Here is a 17309-nt window from a genome sequence, read left to right on the forward strand (position 1 = left end):
AGCGGAATGGGTACGCGGCAGCGGTACATCGCCCACCTTCACCTGCACTCCTCGATGGCCGAGGATCAGTACGCCGATGTAATCGAACTGGTGTCTGGTATCACGCCGCACGTCCAGGCCGTCCCGCCCAACGCCGTGCAGTTGGACCTGACGTCGGCGCTCCGGTACTTCGACCTGTCCCCGTACGACATGGTCCAGACCACGATGATGAGGTTGCAGGCCTTCTACGGCATCGACAGCAGTGCCGGGCTCGCGGGCAACCGCATGCTGGCGGCGATGGCGGCCGACGCCTCCGCGCCGGGCGGGACCACCTGGGTTCCCGCCGCCGACGCGGCCGAGTGGCTGTATCCACGACCGGTCACCGCGCTCCCGGGGGTCGGCCGGGCCACGGCGGAGACACTCGGCAGGCACGGCCTGCACACCATCGGCCAGGTCGTCGACCTGCCCGCCGGGACACTGCAGCGGCTTCTCGGCGCGGGTCCCGCCCGGCTGCTGGCCGAGCGTGCCCGCGGCCGCGACCCCCGCCCGGTCACCCCTTCGGAACCGGCGGCACAGCTGGCCGCCGACCTCGTGCTGGAACGGGACTGCCTCGACCCGGCGCAACACCACCGGGCAGTCCTGGGGCTCACCGAACAGATCGGCAGGCGCCTGCGCGGCGAACATCAGATCACGGGCCGGCTCACCCTCACCGTGCGGTACGCCGACCGCAGCTCCACCACCCGCACGCGTGCCCTGCCGGAACCCACCGACCACTCACCGGCCCTCGCCGCGGCAGCCCTGGGGCTGCTGGCCTCCCTCGGACTGCAGCGCGCACGAGTCCGCGCCTTCGCGATCCGCGTCGACAACCTGCTGCCGGCCGACAGCGCCTACCGGCAGCTCTCCCTGGATCCCGGCGACGCCCGTGCCCGCGCCGCCGAAGCCGCCGCAGACCGCGCCCGCCGCCGCTTCGGACCGGAGGCGGTACGGCCGGCCGCCCTGGCGAACTGAGGGCGACTGCCCACTGGGGTGCGGCGCGGTGGTGAGGCCGTCGACCTCGGTGCGTCAGTACGTCAGTTGGCCCACGGCGGCACGATCCTGCTGCCGTCGGCCAGTTCGGCCTCCAGGCCGATGGATGTGGTGACCCAGGAGAGCGCGGTGTGGTCGGTCGGGTTCTCGACGGTGAGGGTGGCGCCGGGGTTGACGATGACGGTGTCGCCGGCCCGGACGCGGTCGGTGCGGCCGTCGACGGTGATCAGGAGCTCGCCGACGAGCAGGTGGAAGATCTCCTCCCGGTTGACGGTGTGGGCGGGCGCCTTGGTCCCGGCCGGTATCTCCCCTCGCCAGGCGCACAGTTCCTTGCTGCCGGTGCGGGGAGTGGCGTACGAGACGAAGCGGGCGCCGTGGGTCTCGTGGGTGGTGGCCTCGGAGGAGCGGATGACGGGCACGGATGCCTCCCGGTGTGATGGTCAAGCTGCTTGACTACATGGTCAAGCGGCTTGACCGATGCGTCAAGGGTGTTTCAATGCCTCCGTGCAGAACTCCGAGGCCATGGCCCTGTCCGCAGCCCTGCTCGCCGCAGCCGGTGAGCTGACCCGGCGCATCAACGAAGGGGTCGTCGCCCGCGGCTTCGAGGGGATGAGGCCCGCCCACGGCTTCGCCTTCGCGCGGCTCGCGCCCGGCGGGGCCACCGTCACCGAACTCGCCGCGCATCTCGGGGTGACCAAGCAGGCGGCGAGTCAGCTTGTCGATGAAATCGTGCGCAGGGGGTATGCCGAGCGCCGGCCGCACCCCGAGGACGCGCGGGCGCGGCTGATCGTGCTCACCGGGCGGGGGTGGGCATGCACGCGGGCCGCGGAGGAGGCGGCCGCGGAGGTCGTGCGGGGCTGGGGCGAGGTGCTGGGGGAGGGGGAAGTGCGCGTGTTGCGGGACTGTTTGACCCGTATCGCGCCCTATGGTCCCCTCAGGCCCAGCTGGTGACACCCCATCAGGCGAGTGGTGGGCGACCGGTTACTCAGAAGTTTTACCGACGCGTAACTTCACGCTTGCACTACTCGTCCGTAACTTGATGAGTGAACAGCATCCTTCGTGATCCGGATCACAGGGCGTAAGGCCGTCGCAACTCCCTTGAGCCGCAAGGAGATCACCCGATGCTGCCCTGGAAACGAGTGCTCAGACCTCTGACCGCGCTGCTCCTCGCCGCCGCCGTCGCCACCGTTCCCGCCGCCACCGCCCACGCCTCCAGTGCCCCCACCACCGGCTGGAACGACTACTCCTGCCGCCCCTCCGCCGCCCACCCCCGCCCCGTGATCCTGGTCCACGGCACCCTCGGCAACTCCGTCGACAACTGGCTCTCCCTCGCCCCCTACCTGGAGGACCGCGGCTACTGCGTCTTCTCCCTCGACTACGGCCAGCTGTCCGGCGTCCCCGTCTTCTACGGCCTCGGCCCCATCGACAAGTCGGCAGAACAACTCTCCGCCTTCGTAGACAAAGTGCTCGCCGCGACCGGCGCCGCCAAGGCCGACCTCGTCGGCCACTCCCAGGGCGGCATGATGCCCCGCTACTACCTGAAGTTCCTCGGCGGCTCCGCCAAGGTGAACGCCCTCGTCGGCCTCGCCCCCGACAACCACGGCGCCACCCTCAGCGGCCTCACCAACCTGCTGCCGTACTTCCCCGGCGCCTCGGACCTGATCAAGGCCACCACCCCCGGCCTCGCCGACCAGATCCCCGGCTCCGCCTTCCTCACCAAGCTCAACGCGGGCGGCGACACCGTCCCCGGAGTGCACTACACGGTCATCGCCACCAAGTACGACGAGGTGGCCACGCCCTGGCAGAGCCAGTACCTGAGCGGCTCCGACGTCCACAACGTCCTGCTCCAGGACCTGTGTTCGCTCGACCTCTCCGAGCACGTGGCGATCGGGCTCTTCGACCGGATCGCCTTCCACGAGGTGGCCAACGCGCTCGACCCGGCCCACGCCGGCGCCACCACCTGTGCGTCGGCGTTCAGCTGAGCCGTCGCCCAACTGAACGCCGCCGGGGCCTGTCCGGCCTGAGCCGCCGGTCAGGCCCCGGAGCCATGCGGGATCAGCGCCGCGGCGCCCGCCGCCGCACCGACAGGAAGAGCGCGCTGGAGCCCAGCGCCAGAGCGGCCGCCCCGCCGATCGCGAGGTACGGCGTGGAGCCGTCGCCGCCGGTCGCGGCGAGCGTGGTCCGCGTACTACCGGCGGGCTCGGGCGCGTTGGCCTCCGTGACCGTGCCGCCGGCCGCGACCGCCGCCCTGCACGCGTCCGACGTGGGGCTCTCCGGGTTCTCCGCGTAACACTGGGCGACCCGGCTGACCGGGTCGCCCATCGTGCCGTGCGCGGACGCGGGCGCGGCGGCGAACGTGACCGCACCCACGCCGAGCGCGACGGCGACGGCGACCTGACGGCGTGCTGCGGGCATGCGGACACTCCTCGGAACGGTCCTCGGGGCGGGCTCGGTCGCGCCGGATCCCGTCGGGGGCGATCAGAAAGCTAGCCCCAAGAAACCGTGGAATCGCCTGCTGGGAGCGGGCGACGGAGATCCTTATGGTCGCCTTAAGGGAGTGTTCGGACTGCGCTCAGGTAGCTAGCGTTCACGCCATGACGAACGACGAGATCCGGCCCGCCCGGGCCGCCGACGTTCCGGCCGTGAAGGCCGTGACCGACATGGCGTACCACCACTACATCGCGCGGATCGGGGTGGTGCCGCAGCCCATGGAGGCGGACCACATGGCGAATGTGGCCGCGGGCCGGGTGTTCGTCGTCGGAGAGCCGGTGACCGGGCTCGTTGTCATCGAGGCCCACGACGACCACCTGTTCCTCGACAGCATCGCCGTCCGCCCCGACGCGCACGGCACGGGGGTGGGACGGCGGCTGCTGGAGTTCGTCGAGGCACGCGCGCGTGCGCTCGGCCTGCCCGAGATCAGGCTCTACACGAACGCGGCGATGTGGGAGAACCAGAGGATCTACCCGAAGTACGGGTACGAAGTCGTCGAGCGGCGGGTGGACGGGCCGTACGACCGCATCCACTACCGCAAGCGGCTGCACTGAAGGGGCGCGGGAAGATCCGGCACGGTCAGCCGTCCGGCCACCAGGTGCGTGCGATGTCCTTCCGCACCTCCGGGCGTCCGGCGGGGCGCTCGTCGGCCTCCTCGCGGATCCGGCGGCTGTCCGTCCTCTTCAGGGGCTTCTGCACGGTTGTGCGGCGCATGCCTGCCTCCTTCAGTGCCTACCGGGTTCCGTGTTGTCACGGAGGTAGACGCTTTTGGCGAGAGTTCCTCATCGGTGCCGGTCTGTCAGTGGTCGCTGTCACACGGATCGAGTGTCAGTGGTGGGTGTCACGCTGGGGGCATGACGAACGACAGTGATCGGACAGTTGCGGCGCGTGTCGACTGGGATGCGGAGGCCGCCACCTTCGACGCGCAGCCCGATCATGGGCTGGGCGCGCCCGAGGTCCGTGCCGCCTGGGCGGCTCGGCTCCGGGCGTGGCTGCCCGCCCTCCCCGCCGACCTCCTCGACCTCGGCTGCGGCACCGGCAGCCTGGCCCTCCTCGCCGCCGAGCAGGGCCATCGCGTCACCGGTGTCGACAGCTCCCCGGCGATGGTGGAGCGGGCCCGCGCCAAGCTGGCCGGCCGTGACGCGGTGTTCCTCCTCGGCGACGCGGCGGCACCGCCGGTGGGCGAGCGGCTCTTCGACACCGTGCTGGTACGGCACGTGCTGTGGACGCTGCCCGACCCCGCGCGCGTGCTGCGGCACTGGCGCGGCCTGCTGCGCCCCGGAGGGCGGTTCGTGCTGGTCGAGGGGGTGTGGGGGACCGTGACCCCGGTCGGCATACCCGCCGACCGGCTCACCGCCCTCCTCGCGCCGCTCGCCGCGGACGTGCGCGTGGAGCCGCTGTCGGCGCAGGCGATGCTGTGGGGGAAGGAGGTGGACGACGAGCGGTACGCGGTGGTGGCGACGGTCTGAAAGGGTTCACGGCAGCTGGGCCAGCAGGGTGGCGAAATCCGGCTTCCGGGCCAGGCCCTCCAGCGTGTCCAGCGCGGCCGCTGCCGCCGCCGCGGCCTCCGGGTCCCGCTCCGCCAGCCCGCTCTCCGCGAACTCGTCCTCGTCCAGGCGCCGTACGTCCGTGCCGTCGGCGGAGCGCCACAGGTCCAGGTCGAGGTCCTCGACGACCAGCCGGCCGCCGCTGAGCGTCGCCGGACGGGTGACGTCGCAGTACCAGCCCTTCAGCGCGCCGTCGGCGGCGCGGACCTCCTTCACCGCGTACCACCGGTCCCGCCAGTAGAACTCGGTGAAGACATCACCCTGTTCGAAGCGGACGAAGCCGAAGTCGCGTGGCGTGTCGCCGGCCCACGGGGCGCGTACGGCGATCCGGGTGCCGTCGTCGTGCAGCAGCTCGGCGGGGTACCGGATCTTCGTACGGCCCGCCTTGACCAGCACGACGTCCACCGTGCCCGCCGGCTCAGCCGAGTTCACGGACATACCTGACCTCCGTCGCACAGATCTCGTACCCGAACCACTTGTTGATCGCCAGCATCGGGCCGTTGCCGCTGTCGTTGCCCGTGAACGCCTGTGTGAAGCCGGCGGCGCGGGCGCGGTGCAGGGAGTCGTTCTTGGCGAGCTTGGCCAGACCCCGGCCACGGAAGGCGCGGGCCGTGCCGGTCATGACGGTGCCGTACCGGGTGCCGCCGTCGGTGCGGGCCGCGCTGAAGGCCGCGGGGCGGCCGTCGACCAGGACGACCGAGCTCAGCTCGTGGCTGAGCAGCGGATGCCGCCAGGTCTCGTCCAGCCAGGCCTCGTAGTCGGCGAACTCGATGTCGATGTCGCTCGGTTCGTCCAGCAACGTCTCCGCGTCGAGGTCGAAGAGCGGGCGCGGATCGTCCGCGAAGTCGGCGGCGGTGCGTAGTTCGACTCCGGGCGGCGGAGTCCGCAACGGGGGAAGTGCGCCGTGCGCGAGGTCGAGACGGAGGAAGTGCGCGGAGCGGCTCGCGGTGTAGCCGCGGCGCTCCGCGAAGGCGCGGTTGGGCGGGGCGTCCAGGACCCAGGCGTACGAGGTGCTCGCGCCCACCGCCGACAGGTGCGCCTCCGCCGTACGGGCCAGGAGGGCGCCGGCGCCCCGGCCGGTGCGCTCCGGATGCACGTACACGTTGGCGAAGCCCTGGCCCGGCTCCGTGCTCTCGTGGGCGAGGCCGACCTGGGCGGTGCCGATGACCTCGCCGTCCTCCTCCGCCACCAACTGGCGGAAGTGGGCGTCGGCGTGTGCGTGCGTGAGGTCGTGGACCAGGGACTCCGGGGTGTACAGCATGAAGGGGAGGGCGAGCTGCCGGACCCGGGCGAAGCCCTCGGCGTCGGACCGGACGTCGGGGCGCAGGTCACGCACGATCACTGTCATGGGGCGCACGCTATGCGGGACGTGTGCGGGGTGCCTCTCATTTTCCGGTGGGTACGGGAGAATCGGGCCGTGACCTTGAAGATCCACATCGATGACAGCGCGCCGCCGTACGAACAGGTGCGGGCGCAGATCTCCGAGCAGGCGCGGGGCGGGGTGCTCCCGGTGGGGTACCGGCTGCCGACGGTGCGGGGGCTGGCCGAGTCGCTGGGCCTGGCGGTGAACACGGTGGCCAAGGCGTACCGGGCCTTGGAGACGGACGGGGTGATCGAGACGCGGGGGCGCAACGGCACGTTCGTCGCGGCGGCCGGCTCGGCCGCGGCACGTGAGGCGTCGCTGGCCGCCCAGGCCTACGCCGAGCGGGCACGGCGGCTGGGGCTGGCCGAGGAGGAGGCGCTGTCCGCGGTACGGGACGCGTTGCGGGCGGCGTACGGGAAGGGCTGAGAGCAGCCCGGCACCGCCGAGATCCGCCGTCGCGGCTGATCACCACCGCGGCGGAAGAAAAAGAGCCGGTGGGAGGGGTCGGGTTGGCGGGGTGGGGTGAGTCGGCGGGACGATCAGCCACGGCGGTGGGATCCGGCGGTGCCGTACTTTGCTCGGCCCGGCGTGGCAAGTGCGGCGTCAGCCGCTCCTGCTCAGCTCCGGCGTCCTGGTCACCGTCAGCCCCGCCCGCCGCGCCGCCCTTCCGAACGCCACCGCGTCCCGTACCGCCGCCCCGCCCGGGTCGTTGTTGAAGTACGTGTAGACGTCGGCCTTCTGGGGATACGCCGTGGCGATACGGTCGATCCAGGTTTCCAGGGAGCGGCGGCCGTAGCGCGGCCAGGGGCGGGCCCGGCCCTGGTGGAAGCGGACGTAGGCCCAGTCGGTGGTGCGCCAGAGCGGGGTCATGGGGTGGGCCTGGACGTCGGCCCAGCACAGGGCCGCGCCCCGGGATTCGAGGACCTCGCGGGTCTCCGGCGTCCACCAGGAGTCGTGCCGGGGCTCGACCGCGACGCGGACACCACGCGGGAAACAGGACAGGCAGGCGTCCAGCAGCGGCGGGTCCGCCTTGAGCGTCGGTGGGAGCTGGAGGAGGACCGGGCCCAGTCGGTCGCCGAGACCCGCCGCGTGGGTCATCAGGCGGTCGACCGGCTCCTCGGGGTCCTTGAGGCGCTTGATGTGCGTGAGGTAGCGGCTCGCCTTGACCGCGATCACGAAGCCCGGCGGGACCCGGTCCCGCCAAGACGCGAAGTTCTCGCGGGTCGGCAGGCGATAGAACGCGTTGTTCAGCTCGACCGTCGCGAAGTGCGTCGCGTACTCCTCCAGCCACGAGCGCATGGGCACGTCGGCCGGGTACAGGACCCCCCGCCAGTCCCTGTACTGCCAGCCCGACGTTCCGATGAAGAGGGGCATACCTCCATCAAAGCACCGGCTAGAGGTACAGGCCCGCGTCCGCGCCCTCCCGCGCCCCCGGTACCGACGTCGGCGTCGTGCCCCGGCGCAGTGCGTACAGCTCCGCCAGGGTCGCCCCGTCCCGGCCCACGCCTTCCTCCGCGCCGAGCCAGTTCACCGCCTCGGGGTGGGTCAGCGGGCCCACCTCGATCCGGGCCAGGCAGCGGCCGGGGCGGACCACGGCGGGGTGCAGCCGCTCCAGGTCCTCGTTGGTGGTGACCCCGACCAGGACGTTGCGGCCCTGGCCGAGCAGACCGTCGGTGAGGTTGAGCAGCCGGGACAGCGCCTGGCCGGCCGTGTGCTTGGCCTCGCCCCGGATCAGCTCGTCGCAGTCCTCAAGCAGCAGGAGCCGCCAGCGGCCCTTGCCGGCGCCGTCCTCCTCGCCGATCGCGATGTCCATCAGATAGCCGACGTCGGAGAAGAGCCGTTCCGGGTCGAGGACGCAGTCCACCTGGCACCAGTCCCGCCAGGACCGGGCGAGGGTGCGCAGCGCGGAGGTCTTGCCGGTGCCGGGTGGTCCGTGCAGGAGGAGCAGACGGCCCGCGATGTCCTCGGGCGTCGTCTTCATCAGGTGGTCCATCGCGTCCGCGACCGGTGCCGTGTAGTTGGCGCGGACCTCGTCCCAGGTGCCCGCCGAGATCTGCCGGGTGGTGCGGTGCGGGCCACGGCGCGGGGAGACGTACCAGAAGCCCATGGTCACGTTCTCCGGCTGCGGTTCCGGCTCGTCGGCCGCGCCGTCCGTCGCCTCGTTCAGCACCTTGGCGGCCAGTTCGGCGGTGGTGGCGGTGACCGTGACGTCGGCGCCCCGGTTCCAGCGGGACACCAGCAGCGTCCAGCCGTCGCCCTCCGCGAGCGTCGCGCTGCGGTCGTCGTCGCGGGCCACCCGCAGCACCCGCGCCTCCTTCGGCAGCAGGGTCGCCCCGGAGCGCACCCGGTCGATGTTGGCCGCGTGCGAGTACGGCTGCTCGCCCGTCGCGAAGCGGCCGAGGAACAGCGCGTCGACGACATCGGACGGGGAGTCGGAGTCGTCGACGTTGAGCCGGATCGGCAGCGTCTCGTGCGGCTTGGCAGACATGCCGCCATGATCTGTCACCGGGGCCCGCAGCGCACCCGTTTTCCGAAGTGGGAGGGGAGTGTCGGGTGTGCACCGAGCTTCCGGAGTATCCCGGAGCGGCCGTGCACGCACCCCCGGAACGCCCACGGCCCTGTTACACAGCTGTCGATCGCCGATACCTGCCCCGGGGGCGATTTCCGCCGTTAATGTTGTCCTTGATGGGACGTCATGGGTGGAATTCGGGGGCTCGGCGGTGGCGGCTCACCGCCCTGCTCGGGGTGGGTGTGGCCGCGCTCGCCCTGATCGTGACACTGGTCAACACACTTCCCGGGGGCGGCGCGAGCACCGCGGGCACGACCCGCGACGGCGACAAGGTGCACGGCACCCCCGCCACCCCGCCGGACACCACCGAGCCGTCCGTGGGCTGGGGCTTCACCCACACCCGGTACAGCGCCGACGAGGGCAGCACGACCGCCACCGAGCGGGTCGAGGACCTGCTGTCCCAGGACGCCGGGATGCCGCAGGACCAGGCGATCATGGGCTGGGGCGCCGACAACCCGGAGCCGGTGAAGGGGCGTTACGACTTCGGCGCGCTGGACCGGCGCGTCGACTTCATGCGCAGGTCGGGCGGCACCCCGGTGATCACCCTGTGCTGCTCCCCGGACTGGATGAAGGGCGGCAGGGCCGGTGTGAACAACACCGACTGGAGCCAGGCCGCCCTGGAGACGGCGCCCACCCCGGACCACTACCAGGACTACGCCGACCTCGCCGCGACCGTCGCCAAGCGCTATCCGGACGTACGGCACTTCATCGTCTGGAACGAGTTCAAGGGCTTCTGGAACAACGCGAAGGGCCGCTGGGACTACGAGGGCTACACCGAGCTCTACAACCTCGTCTACAAGGCGTTGAAGGCCGTCGACAAGGACATCATGGTCGGCGGGCCGTACCTCGTCATGGACAGCTTCGACCCGCGCCAGACCGAGAACGCCTCCGCCACCCTCAAGGGGGACTGGGGCGTCATGGACCAGCGGGTGATCGACGCCTTCGACTACTGGAACGCCCACAAGGCGGGCGCCGACTTCGTGGTCGTGGACGGGTCGAGCTACACCAACGACGACGACATGCTGCCGAACGAGTTCGCCGCCACGGAGAAGCTCACCGCCGTCAGCGCGTGGGTGCGGAAACAGACGCACGACCTGCCGCTGTGGTGGGCCGAGTACTACGTCGAACCCGCCGACGGCCAGGACGAACGCGACGGCTGGACCGAGGACCACCGGGTCGCCGTCCAGGCCACCGGCATGATCGCCCTGGTCAGGGGCGGCGCCGACTCCGGCTTCTACTGGAACCCGGAGGACGAGAAGGGCGGCGACTGCGCCGGCTGCCTGTGGACCACGACCGATGACGGGGGCGGCGGGCGGGCGTTGCCGATGTACGGCCTGGTGTCGCGGTTCGGGAAGGCGTTCCCGCCGGGGACCAGGTACGAGACGGTCTCCGTCGCCAAGGACGACGTACCCAACGTCCGCGTCCTCGCCAGCGACAGGACGGTCCTGGTGGTCAACACCCTCGACCGGGCGATCAGCGCGCAGGTGGACGGGAAGCGGTTCGACATGAAGGCCTACGAGGTGAAGTGGCTCACCAGGTGAACCGGGTGAGCCACTTCGGAACCCTCACTTGATGGTCAGGAACCGCTGTACCAGCGAGGCCAGCAGCACCGACAGCAGCGGCAGCGAGAACCAGAAGCTGCCCTGGAGCCACCGCACTTGACGCACTCCGGGCCGGACCGCGACCCGGACCACCTCGCGCGCCGTCAGCAGCAGGATCAGCGCGACGGCGGAGAGACCGCCGATCACCGACCACGGCGTCCAGGTGATCCGCGGCCCGATCGGCCCCGGATCCGGTTTCTCCACCGCACCCGTGGGCTGCGTGCGCAGCGCGTACATGGTGGCGTCGGCGTTGACCAGGACCTTCGTCAGGTCCTGCCGGTTGTCCAGGTTCTGGATCAGCCGGCTCTCCCAGGTCGCCGAGTAGCCGGCGTCCATCCGGAGATAGGTGGCCTGACTCCTGTTGATCATCAGATACGAGTTCGGACCCGCGTCCTTCAACGCCTTCACCAGGCTCGACACCAGAACGGGATCGGTCGGCGCCAGTGTCGGCACGTAGTCGACCCGTTCCATGTCCTTCGCGCCCCACGGGATCGCCGGGGTCACGTCGTTGACCGTGTCGTTGCTCAGCCACAGCAGCCGTACCGTGGGCTTGTCGTGGGCGTAGACGTAGTCCATGGCGGCGACCTCGCCGGGCCTGACCCGCTCGAAGGACTCGTTGCCCCAACGCGCCACCAGGAAGCCGCCCATGAGCAGCAGCCCGGCCATGAGCGCGGCCACGGGGGCCAGGCTCACCTTGTCCTTCTCCCGCTCCTTCGCCGTGACCCCGGTGCGCGGGAACAGCGCGAGCCCGGCCAGCAGGGCCGCGCCCGGCACGGCGAACATGAAGACGCGCAGCGCCATCTCGCCGCCGTACGACTGCATGCCGAAGCCCAGGAACGGCACGAAGGTCAGGACCAGCAGGGAACGCTCGCGGTACTTGTGGAAGCGCCGGCGCCACCAGCCCCAGACGGCGAACACCATCATGCTCCCGGCCAGCAGGACCCGGACGTACAGGACCAGCTTGTGGGTCGAACTGCCGCCCTGGATACGGCCGGAGACCGAGGTGGAGACATTGCTGCCGACCCCGCCGACCCCGCCGAACAGCTCGTTGAAGTGCCCGGACCAGTACGGCTCGGCCATGAAGCCCAGCCAGACGGCCGCGACCACCCCGAACAGGATGGGCAGACCCCGCAGTTCGGACCGGCCGATCAGCACCAGGGCCGCCAGCACGCCCAGCATCACGAACGGGGTGAGCTGGTGCGCCGGGACGGTCGCCGCGTACAGCCCAATCAACACCAGGAGCAGCACGGCCTGTTGACGGCGGTCGGTCGGCTCGACCTCCGCCTCACCCGGCCGGAACCTGGTCCAGATGACGTGCGGAGCGCGGAACCAGACGAGCAGGATCGCCAAGAACATCAGATACAGCAGGTACGTGAAGCCCTGCGGGGAGAAGTAGTCCTGGCCGACCCAGCCGCACAGCGCGAAGATCCAGATGCCGGTCCACTTCGCCCGCCAGCTCGCCCGCAACGACCGTACGAGCAGGAACATCGGCGCCAGGTAGGCGAGCTGGATGAACGTCGGCCACCAGCGGATCACCTCGGTGAAGTCCGTGACCCCGCACGCCCGGCCGACGAACGCGGCCGCCGCGAAGAAGCCCGGCCAGCTCCAGCGGGCGTCCAGGTCCGGTACGGCCGAGCCGGTGCGGTCGATGTAGTCGATGAAGCCGAGATGCTGCCAGGCGGTCGGGAAGCGCGGCTCCGTCTCGATCACGGCGGGCAGGGCATGCAGCGACACGACCGTCGCCAGCAGGGTGACGAGGAGCAGCGCCCTGTGCTCCCGGCGCAGCCACAGCAGTGCGGCGAACACCGTGACCAGCAGGGCCGCCCCGGCCAGCGTCGGCAGCGGCAGCACCGAGATCAGCCCTAGCCCGCCCATCCGGTCCAGGTCGGCGTCGTCGAGCCGGGCCGCCGGCACCCAGTAGAGCAGCAGGGCGGCGACGAGCAGACAGCCGAGGACGACCCCTGTGCGGGTGGGCGTCAGCCGCTCCCGCAGTGAGCCCGTGGGCGCGGACTCCGCAGACTCCCGCGGAGCCTCGGCCGGCACCGCTGCATCCTCCGGCTCCCCCGGCTCCTCCGGTTCTGGTGCGACCGCCTTCCCGAACGGCGCGTCGACCTCCGCCTCCCTCAGCAGCGAGGCCTCGGCCGGCCCGAGCGAGGACTCCGAGTGCGGCTCCCTCTCCTCCACCGGCAACCCCAGATTCCGTGGCGGCCGAAGCGCCCACGTCGGCCGGTCGTCCGGTCGGACAACGGGCGTACCCGTGGGCGGAGTTCCCGGACCGGGCCGGACGTCCGGCCGCCGCTCCACATGGTCGAAGTCCACATGGATGCCGAGGGCGAGGGTGTCGGTGTCCAGCGCCCACGCCGGGCCCCGCCTGCGCGGTACGGCGGCGGGCGGCACCGTGGGGGTCCCCCCGCTCGAGCGAAGCCGGGAGTGGGGGAGGGTGCCCAGGTCGGCGAGGTCGCCGTCCGGTGCCATGTCCTCGGGGACCTCGGCCGGGGCCGCCCGGAGCGTCTTCCACAGCCGGGGCGCCGCGACGGTCACGATCACCGCGAGGCTGGAGATCTCGGCCACGCCCGCGCCGGTCAGCCCCATCCGGGGCAGGAGCAGCAGGGTCAGACCGAGCACCAGGACGCACAACAGGCCCTGCAGCCAGGCCAGTCCTGCGGTACGGCTCTGCGCGCGCAGCACCGCGAAGTACGTCTCCATCACGACCCGGAGCAGCGCGCCGACCGCGAACCAGCGCAGCAGCGGGGTCGCCGCGTCCGCGTAGCCGGGGCCGAACACGCCGAGGATCCAGGGCGCCCCGAAGAACAGCAGCGCGCAGAGGGGGATCATGATCCGGGCCATCCGCTTCAGCGCGGCCCGGGTGTTGGCGGCCAGCCGGGCCGGGTCGTGCGACCCCTCGACGGTCAGCGAGGCGCCCATGTTGATGGCGAGCAGGTTGGTGGTGCCGCCGATGGTGGTGGTGATGTAGAAGTACGCGTTGTCCTCGGAGCTGACCTGCGAGGCGATGATGACCGGGACCAGGTAGACCACGGCGAGGGAGAACAGCGAGCCGGTGTAGTCGCCGGCCAGGAACCTTCCGATCTCCTTCAGCGTGGGCGGCTTGGCGTGGTCCGCGGTCGCCTTGACATGCCGGGGCACCAGGCGCCGGAACACCAGCCAGCCCAGAGGTACGAACGAGGTGGCGATCGCGGCGACCCAGGAGACGAAGACACCGGCCATCGGGATCGCCGCCGCGAAGGCGACAAGCAGCGCCAGCTTCACAGCGGAGAAGACGGTGTTGCCCACCGGCACCCAGGGTGCGTTGCGCAGCCCGGTCAGTACGCCGTCCTGGAGCGTGAGCAGGTTCCAGGCGATCACCGCCACGACGAACCCGAGCCCGGGCAGCGGCCCGTGCAGGAAGCGGTACGACGGCCCCCACACGCCCAGCGTCGTCAGGAAGACACCGGCCGCCAGTGCCACGATCAGCGAACTGCCCGCGTAGGTACGGAAGATGAACCTGCCGGTCTGGCGCCCGGCGACCGGGATGAAGCGGGCCAGGGCGCCGGTCAGGGTCACCGCGGTGAGCCCGGCCAGGAGCTTCATGGCGGCGATGGCGGCGGAGCCCTGACCGACGGCCGACTCGGAGTAGTAGCGGGCCGCGGCCAGCCAGAAGCCGAGGCCCAGGACGGCGGAGATGCCGGTGTTCAGCATCAGCGCATAGGCGTTCCGGAAGAGTGGGCTGCCGCCGGACGAGCCGCCCCGTCCGGGCAGGCGAAGGCGGCGCCCCGACTGCTCGGGCGCCGCTGTGTCGGGTGTGTTGGCCTCTGTTGTGGTGGTCGTGTCAGACACGGGAACGGATGGCCTTCCGGCGGACCTGGCGTGCTCTGCGGAGAACGGCGTACCCCTTGGTGAGGGCACGGTCCCTGGCGAAGTTGCGGGCGATCGAGCGGCCTTCGAGCAGCCGCGCGAACTCCTCGGCGTCCGTACTGCGGCGCACGGTGACGCGCTGCAGCGCGAACGGACCCTGACGGCGGCGGGCGAGACCGTTGCCGACGGCGAGCGCCTGGGTGTACCCGGCCGCCCGCACGGCCTGCCGGACCCGGCGGCTGGAGTAGCCGTACGGGTAGGCGAACGAGGCGGGCGCGGCGCCCAGTTCGTCGGTGACGATCTCCCGGCAGCACACCAGCTCCGTGCGCAGCCGCTCGTCGTCCAGCTGGTCGAGCTGCGGGTGGGTGTGGCTGTGCCCGCCGATCTCGCAGCCCGCGCCCGCGAGTTCGCGGACCTGGTCCCAGTCGAGCATGGCGTCCAGGCCGCCTCCGGTGTCGTACGTGCCCCTGATCCAGCCCGTGGAGACGAACAGCGTGGACGCGAAGCCGTGCTTGGCGAGCACGGGCAGGGCGTGCCGGTGCACGCCCTCGTAGCCGTCGTCGAAGGTGATCAGGACGGGACGGTCGGGGAGCGGGCCGCCGGAGCGCCAGCCCACGGCCAGCTCGGCCGTGCCGACCGGGGTCAGACCCAGGTCGCCGACGAGCGCCATCTGCTCGGCGAACGCCTCCGGCGCCACCGACAGCGCGCGGGTGGCGTCGTTGGGCGCGGTCGCGACCGAGTGGTACATGAGGATCGGCACCGGGGTGTCACTCATGCGGCACCCCCGTCCGCGGCGGCGGACCGTCCGGGCGGTCCGGCTTCGATCCCGGCGACGGCGAAGGCCGCCCCGCTCCGCCGCGCCCGTACGCTCCCGACCACATAGCCGCCGGCCGCCGTGAGCACCCCGGCGACGATCGCGCCCGCCCGGCCCGCGCCGCCCGGCCGGGCCAGCAGGGCGTCCCGCAGGCCACGAGCGACCCCCGCGGGCAGCACACGCGTGGTGTACCGGCGTTCGGACTCCAGGCCCTTGCCGGCGCCCACACTGCGGGCGACCAGGGCCTTGGAGAGGCCCTCGGCGTAGGCGCGGGTGCGGAAGTACCCGAAGTGCTCACGGACTTCGGGGACCCGGTGGTGGATCACCGCGCGGTCGTCGATGAGCAGCACGGCGTCCGGGCGGGCCCGGGTGAGCCGGATGCACAGCTCGGTCTCCTCGCAGCCCAGCGGGCGCTTGTCGCCGTCGCGGCCGATGCCGGTGGCGAAGCCGCCCGCCGCGTCGAAGGCGGTACGCCGGAAAGAAGCGTTTCCGCCGAGGACGTTCCGGACCCGGACGCGGCCCGCAGGCAGCCCCCGGTAAGTGCAGCCGACGACCCAGTCGAACTCCTCCGGAAACCACTCCGGTCGGCGGCCCGAGGCCCAGATCGGCATGGTCCGGCCGCCGACCGCCATCACCTTCGGGTCGGCGTACCCCTCGGCGAAACGGCGCAGCCAGTCCCGCTCGGCCACGGCGTCGTCGTCGAGGAAGGCGATCACCTCGCCGTAGGAGGCGGCGATGCCCGTGTTGCGGCCCGCGGACAGGCCGCGGGGACCCGCGTTGGCGAGCACCCGCACCCCCGTGGCCTCCGCGTGCTCCTTGTACTCCTTCGTGAGCCGTTCCAGGAGCGCCGGGTTGTGGTCGACGACCAGCAGGGTCTCCAGCGCCGGATACGACTGGGCGCGCACCGAGGAGACCGCCGCGAGGATGTCCTCCCAGCGGTCCTCGGTGTACACGCAGATCACGACGGAGATGTCGGGATCGCTCAAGACGACTCTCCCTGGCCCGTGGTGAGCATCGGGGAGTGCCGTACCTGCCGGCGCAGGTCACGCCGGTTGGAGCGCTCCTTCAGGATGACCTTGAGCACCCGCAGCCCGTCGCGTACGGCACGCAGGTTGCTGGTGCCGTGGATGCGGAGGTACTCGTAGCTGGGGATCTCCTGCACCTTCAGGCCCGCCTTGACGACCCGGATGTTGATCAGGGTCTCGATCTCGAAGCCGGTGCAGTCGAGGTCGATCTTGTCGAGGCAGTACCGCCAGAACGCGTTGTATCCGTAGCAGAGGTCGGTGTAGCGAGCGCCGAACTTGCGGTTGACGACCGTGCACAGCGCCCAGTTGCCGAGCTTGCGGATGAAGGTCATGTCGTCCGTGCCGCCGCCGTTGGCGAAACGCGAGCCCTTGGCGAAGTCGGCGCCCGAGACCAGGGCGGAGACGTACGACACGATCTCGTGGCCGTCGGCCGAGCCGTCCGCGTCCACCATGACGATGATGTCGCCGGTGCACGCCTCGAACCCGGTGATGAGGGCATCTCCCTTGCCCTTGCCACTCTGTTCGACGACTTTCACTTCGGGCCACAACTCCCGCGCTACTTCTACGGTGTTGTCCGTGGAATTACCGTCCACAAGGACCACTTCATGTATCCAGCCGGGAAGCGTCTTGAAGACGTAGGGGAGATTCTCCGCCTCATTCATGGCGGGGATCACCACGCTCACCGGCGGTGTGATCGCCAGGTGGGAGGAGATCGGCCGGTATTCGGTGGCCATTAACGGATCTTGGCCCGAAGTCGGCTGACGCAGAACAGAACTCATGAGTCTTGTCCCTCTCGTCCGGTGGACCGCCCGCCCCTTGGGCGGCCCGCATTGGTGTCCGGTTCGAAAGGGGGGTTCTTCTCACCCGTGGCACGGAAAAAGGATCTCCGTATCCGCAGGTGAGCTGGCAAATCTGCCCGGTCTGCCGGCAAACGGCAGCCGGTCGCGCGGCACGACTCGGAAACGACAGTGGTCACACGAGAAACGACCGTGGTCATTGCAGTCACCGAGCACGGCACCCCCCTACCGCGCCCCGCTCCGGAA

The 17309-nt window shown here is 71.2% G+C and carries 17 protein-coding genes and 2 pseudogenes; 7 read left to right on the forward strand and 12 right to left on the reverse strand.

Features of this window, described 5'->3' with window-relative positions:
- Positions 1-6: 6 nt before the first annotated feature.
- Positions 7-987 (forward strand): ImpB/MucB/SamB family protein, encoded by a 981-nt coding sequence (locus ACFY0P_RS40895; protein ID WP_388925890.1) that lies wholly within the window; start codon positions 7-9, stop codon positions 985-987.
- A gap of 62 nt (positions 988-1049) precedes the next feature.
- On the opposite strand, the gene ACFY0P_RS40900 is transcribed toward ACFY0P_RS40895, so the two are convergent.
- A complete protein-coding gene (locus ACFY0P_RS40900; RefSeq protein ID WP_388925565.1) occupies positions 1050-1424 on the reverse strand; it encodes a cupin domain-containing protein in 375 nt (124 codons plus the stop codon).
- Positions 1425-1509: 85 nt separating this feature from the next.
- On the opposite strand from ACFY0P_RS40900, the gene ACFY0P_RS40905 reads away from it, so the two are divergent.
- Both ACFY0P_RS40905 and ACFY0P_RS40910 read left to right on the forward strand, forming a co-directional pair.
- Positions 1510-1956, forward strand: coding sequence for a MarR family winged helix-turn-helix transcriptional regulator (locus ACFY0P_RS40905; protein ID WP_388925568.1), 447 nt, complete (start codon positions 1510-1512; stop codon positions 1954-1956).
- A 170-nt stretch (positions 1957-2126) separates the two neighbouring features.
- Positions 2127-2987 (forward strand): esterase/lipase family protein, encoded by an 861-nt coding sequence (locus ACFY0P_RS40910; protein ID WP_388925571.1) that lies wholly within the window; start codon positions 2127-2129, stop codon positions 2985-2987.
- Positions 2988-3060: 73 nt separating this feature from the next.
- On the opposite strand, the pseudogene ACFY0P_RS40915 reads toward ACFY0P_RS40910, so the two are convergent.
- Both ACFY0P_RS40915 and ACFY0P_RS40920 read right to left on the reverse strand, forming a co-directional pair.
- Positions 3061-3171: pseudogene (locus ACFY0P_RS40915) on the reverse strand (LAETG motif-containing sortase-dependent surface protein); the annotation flags it as partial.
- Positions 3172-3225: 54 nt separating this feature from the next.
- Positions 3226-3420 (reverse strand): annotated as a pseudogene (locus tag ACFY0P_RS40920) (lytic polysaccharide monooxygenase); the annotation flags it as partial.
- A gap of 179 nt (positions 3421-3599) precedes the next feature.
- Here ACFY0P_RS40920 and ACFY0P_RS40925 point away from each other — a divergent pair.
- Positions 3600-4049 carry a GNAT family N-acetyltransferase gene (locus ACFY0P_RS40925; protein ID WP_388925574.1) on the forward strand — a complete coding sequence of 150 codons (450 nt, stop codon included), beginning with the start codon at positions 3600-3602 and terminating at the stop codon, positions 4047-4049.
- 25 nt (positions 4050-4074) lie between these two features.
- Here ACFY0P_RS40925 and ACFY0P_RS40930 read toward each other — a convergent pair whose 3' ends face one another.
- On the reverse strand, positions 4075-4209 hold the full coding sequence (locus ACFY0P_RS40930; RefSeq protein ID WP_089102986.1) for a hypothetical protein: 135 nt from the start codon (positions 4207-4209) through the stop codon (positions 4075-4077).
- A gap of 140 nt (positions 4210-4349) precedes the next feature.
- Between ACFY0P_RS40930 and ACFY0P_RS40935 the strand changes: the two genes are divergently transcribed.
- Positions 4350-4964 (forward strand): class I SAM-dependent methyltransferase, encoded by a 615-nt coding sequence (locus tag ACFY0P_RS40935; RefSeq protein WP_388925577.1) that lies wholly within the window; start codon positions 4350-4352, stop codon positions 4962-4964.
- A gap of 6 nt (positions 4965-4970) precedes the next feature.
- Here ACFY0P_RS40935 and ACFY0P_RS40940 read toward each other — a convergent pair whose 3' ends face one another.
- Both ACFY0P_RS40940 and ACFY0P_RS40945 read right to left on the reverse strand, forming a co-directional pair.
- Positions 4971-5480, reverse strand: a complete 510-nt coding sequence (locus ACFY0P_RS40940; protein WP_388925580.1) for a DUF402 domain-containing protein — start codon at positions 5478-5480, stop codon at positions 4971-4973.
- Complete coding sequence (locus ACFY0P_RS40945) at positions 5461-6390, reverse strand: GNAT family N-acetyltransferase (protein WP_388925583.1); 930 nt, start codon at positions 6388-6390, stop codon at positions 5461-5463. The genes ACFY0P_RS40940 and ACFY0P_RS40945 overlap by 20 nt, the downstream gene beginning before the upstream one ends.
- A 69-nt stretch (positions 6391-6459) precedes the next feature.
- Between ACFY0P_RS40945 and ACFY0P_RS40950 the strand changes: the two genes are divergently transcribed.
- A complete protein-coding gene (locus ACFY0P_RS40950; protein WP_388925586.1) occupies positions 6460-6831 on the forward strand; it encodes a GntR family transcriptional regulator in 372 nt (123 codons plus the stop codon).
- Between the two features lie 177 nt (positions 6832-7008).
- Here ACFY0P_RS40950 and ACFY0P_RS40955 read toward each other — a convergent pair whose 3' ends face one another.
- Positions 7009-7779 carry a DUF72 domain-containing protein gene (locus ACFY0P_RS40955; protein ID WP_388925589.1) on the reverse strand — a complete coding sequence of 257 codons (771 nt, stop codon included), beginning with the start codon at positions 7777-7779 and terminating at the stop codon, positions 7009-7011.
- A gap of 19 nt (positions 7780-7798) precedes the next feature.
- The gene (locus tag ACFY0P_RS40960; RefSeq protein WP_388925592.1) at positions 7799-8893 is read right to left on the reverse strand and encodes a DUF5925 domain-containing protein; all 1095 of its coding nucleotides are present in this window, start codon (positions 8891-8893) and stop codon (positions 7799-7801) included.
- A 197-nt stretch (positions 8894-9090) separates the two neighbouring features.
- Here ACFY0P_RS40960 and ACFY0P_RS40965 point away from each other — a divergent pair, with 197 nt between their 5' ends.
- Positions 9091-10515: a xylan 1,4-beta-xylosidase gene (locus ACFY0P_RS40965; protein ID WP_388925595.1), complete on the forward strand. Its 1425-nt coding sequence runs from the start codon at positions 9091-9093 to the stop codon at positions 10513-10515.
- 24 nt (positions 10516-10539) lie between these two features.
- Here the strand turns inward: ACFY0P_RS40965 and ACFY0P_RS40970 are convergent, their stop codons facing one another.
- From ACFY0P_RS40970 to ACFY0P_RS40985, 4 genes are read right to left on the reverse strand one after another with little or no spacing between them, the layout of a single operon-like run.
- Positions 10540-14409, reverse strand: coding sequence for a lipopolysaccharide biosynthesis protein (locus ACFY0P_RS40970; protein ID WP_388925598.1), 3870 nt, complete (start codon positions 14407-14409; stop codon positions 10540-10542).
- The gene (locus ACFY0P_RS40975) at positions 14402-15202 is read right to left on the reverse strand and encodes a polysaccharide deacetylase family protein (RefSeq protein WP_388925601.1); all 801 of its coding nucleotides are present in this window, start codon (positions 15200-15202) and stop codon (positions 14402-14404) included. The genes ACFY0P_RS40970 and ACFY0P_RS40975 overlap by 8 nt, the downstream gene beginning before the upstream one ends.
- The gene (locus ACFY0P_RS40980; RefSeq protein ID WP_388925604.1) at positions 15199-16227 is read right to left on the reverse strand and encodes a glycosyltransferase family 2 protein; all 1029 of its coding nucleotides are present in this window, start codon (positions 16225-16227) and stop codon (positions 15199-15201) included. The genes ACFY0P_RS40975 and ACFY0P_RS40980 overlap by 4 nt, the downstream gene beginning before the upstream one ends.
- The gene (locus tag ACFY0P_RS40985; protein ID WP_388925607.1) at positions 16224-17045 is read right to left on the reverse strand and encodes a glycosyltransferase family 2 protein; all 822 of its coding nucleotides are present in this window, start codon (positions 17043-17045) and stop codon (positions 16224-16226) included. Before ACFY0P_RS40985 ends, ACFY0P_RS40980 begins: the two co-directional genes overlap by 4 nt.
- Positions 17046-17309 lie beyond the last annotated feature (264 nt).

It is taken from the genome of Streptomyces sp. NPDC001714 (assembly GCF_042892755.1).
Lineage (GTDB): Bacteria > Actinomycetota > Actinomycetes > Streptomycetales > Streptomycetaceae > Streptomyces.

What these genes read in the sequence shown, in the direction of transcription:
- ACFY0P_RS40895 (WP_388925890.1), top strand. Translation starts at nt 7, where the DNA reads ATGGGTACGCGGCAGCGGTACATCGCCCACCTTCACCTGCACTCCTCG.
- ACFY0P_RS40910 (WP_388925571.1), top strand. Translation starts at nt 2,127, where the DNA reads ATGCTGCCCTGGAAACGAGTGCTCAGACCTCTGACCGCGCTGCTCCTC.
- ACFY0P_RS40925 (WP_388925574.1), top strand. Translation starts at nt 3,600, where the DNA reads ATGACGAACGACGAGATCCGGCCCGCCCGGGCCGCCGACGTTCCGGCC.
- ACFY0P_RS40930 (WP_089102986.1), bottom strand. Translation starts at nt 4,209, where the DNA reads ATGCGCCGCACAACCGTGCAGAAGCCCCTGAAGAGGACGGACAGCCGC.
- ACFY0P_RS40935 (WP_388925577.1), top strand. Translation starts at nt 4,350, where the DNA reads ATGACGAACGACAGTGATCGGACAGTTGCGGCGCGTGTCGACTGGGAT.
- ACFY0P_RS40940 (WP_388925580.1), bottom strand. Translation starts at nt 5,480, where the DNA reads ATGTCCGTGAACTCGGCTGAGCCGGCGGGCACGGTGGACGTCGTGCTG.
- ACFY0P_RS40945 (WP_388925583.1), bottom strand. Translation starts at nt 6,390, where the DNA reads ATGACAGTGATCGTGCGTGACCTGCGCCCCGACGTCCGGTCCGACGCC.
- ACFY0P_RS40955 (WP_388925589.1), bottom strand. Translation starts at nt 7,779, where the DNA reads ATGCCCCTCTTCATCGGAACGTCGGGCTGGCAGTACAGGGACTGGCGG.
- ACFY0P_RS40960 (WP_388925592.1), bottom strand. Translation starts at nt 8,893, where the DNA reads ATGTCTGCCAAGCCGCACGAGACGCTGCCGATCCGGCTCAACGTCGAC.
- ACFY0P_RS40965 (WP_388925595.1), top strand. Translation starts at nt 9,091, where the DNA reads ATGGGACGTCATGGGTGGAATTCGGGGGCTCGGCGGTGGCGGCTCACC.
- ACFY0P_RS40975 (WP_388925601.1), bottom strand. Translation starts at nt 15,202, where the DNA reads ATGAGTGACACCCCGGTGCCGATCCTCATGTACCACTCGGTCGCGACC.
- ACFY0P_RS40985 (WP_388925607.1), bottom strand. Translation starts at nt 17,045, where the DNA reads ATGAGTTCTGTTCTGCGTCAGCCGACTTCGGGCCAAGATCCGTTAATG.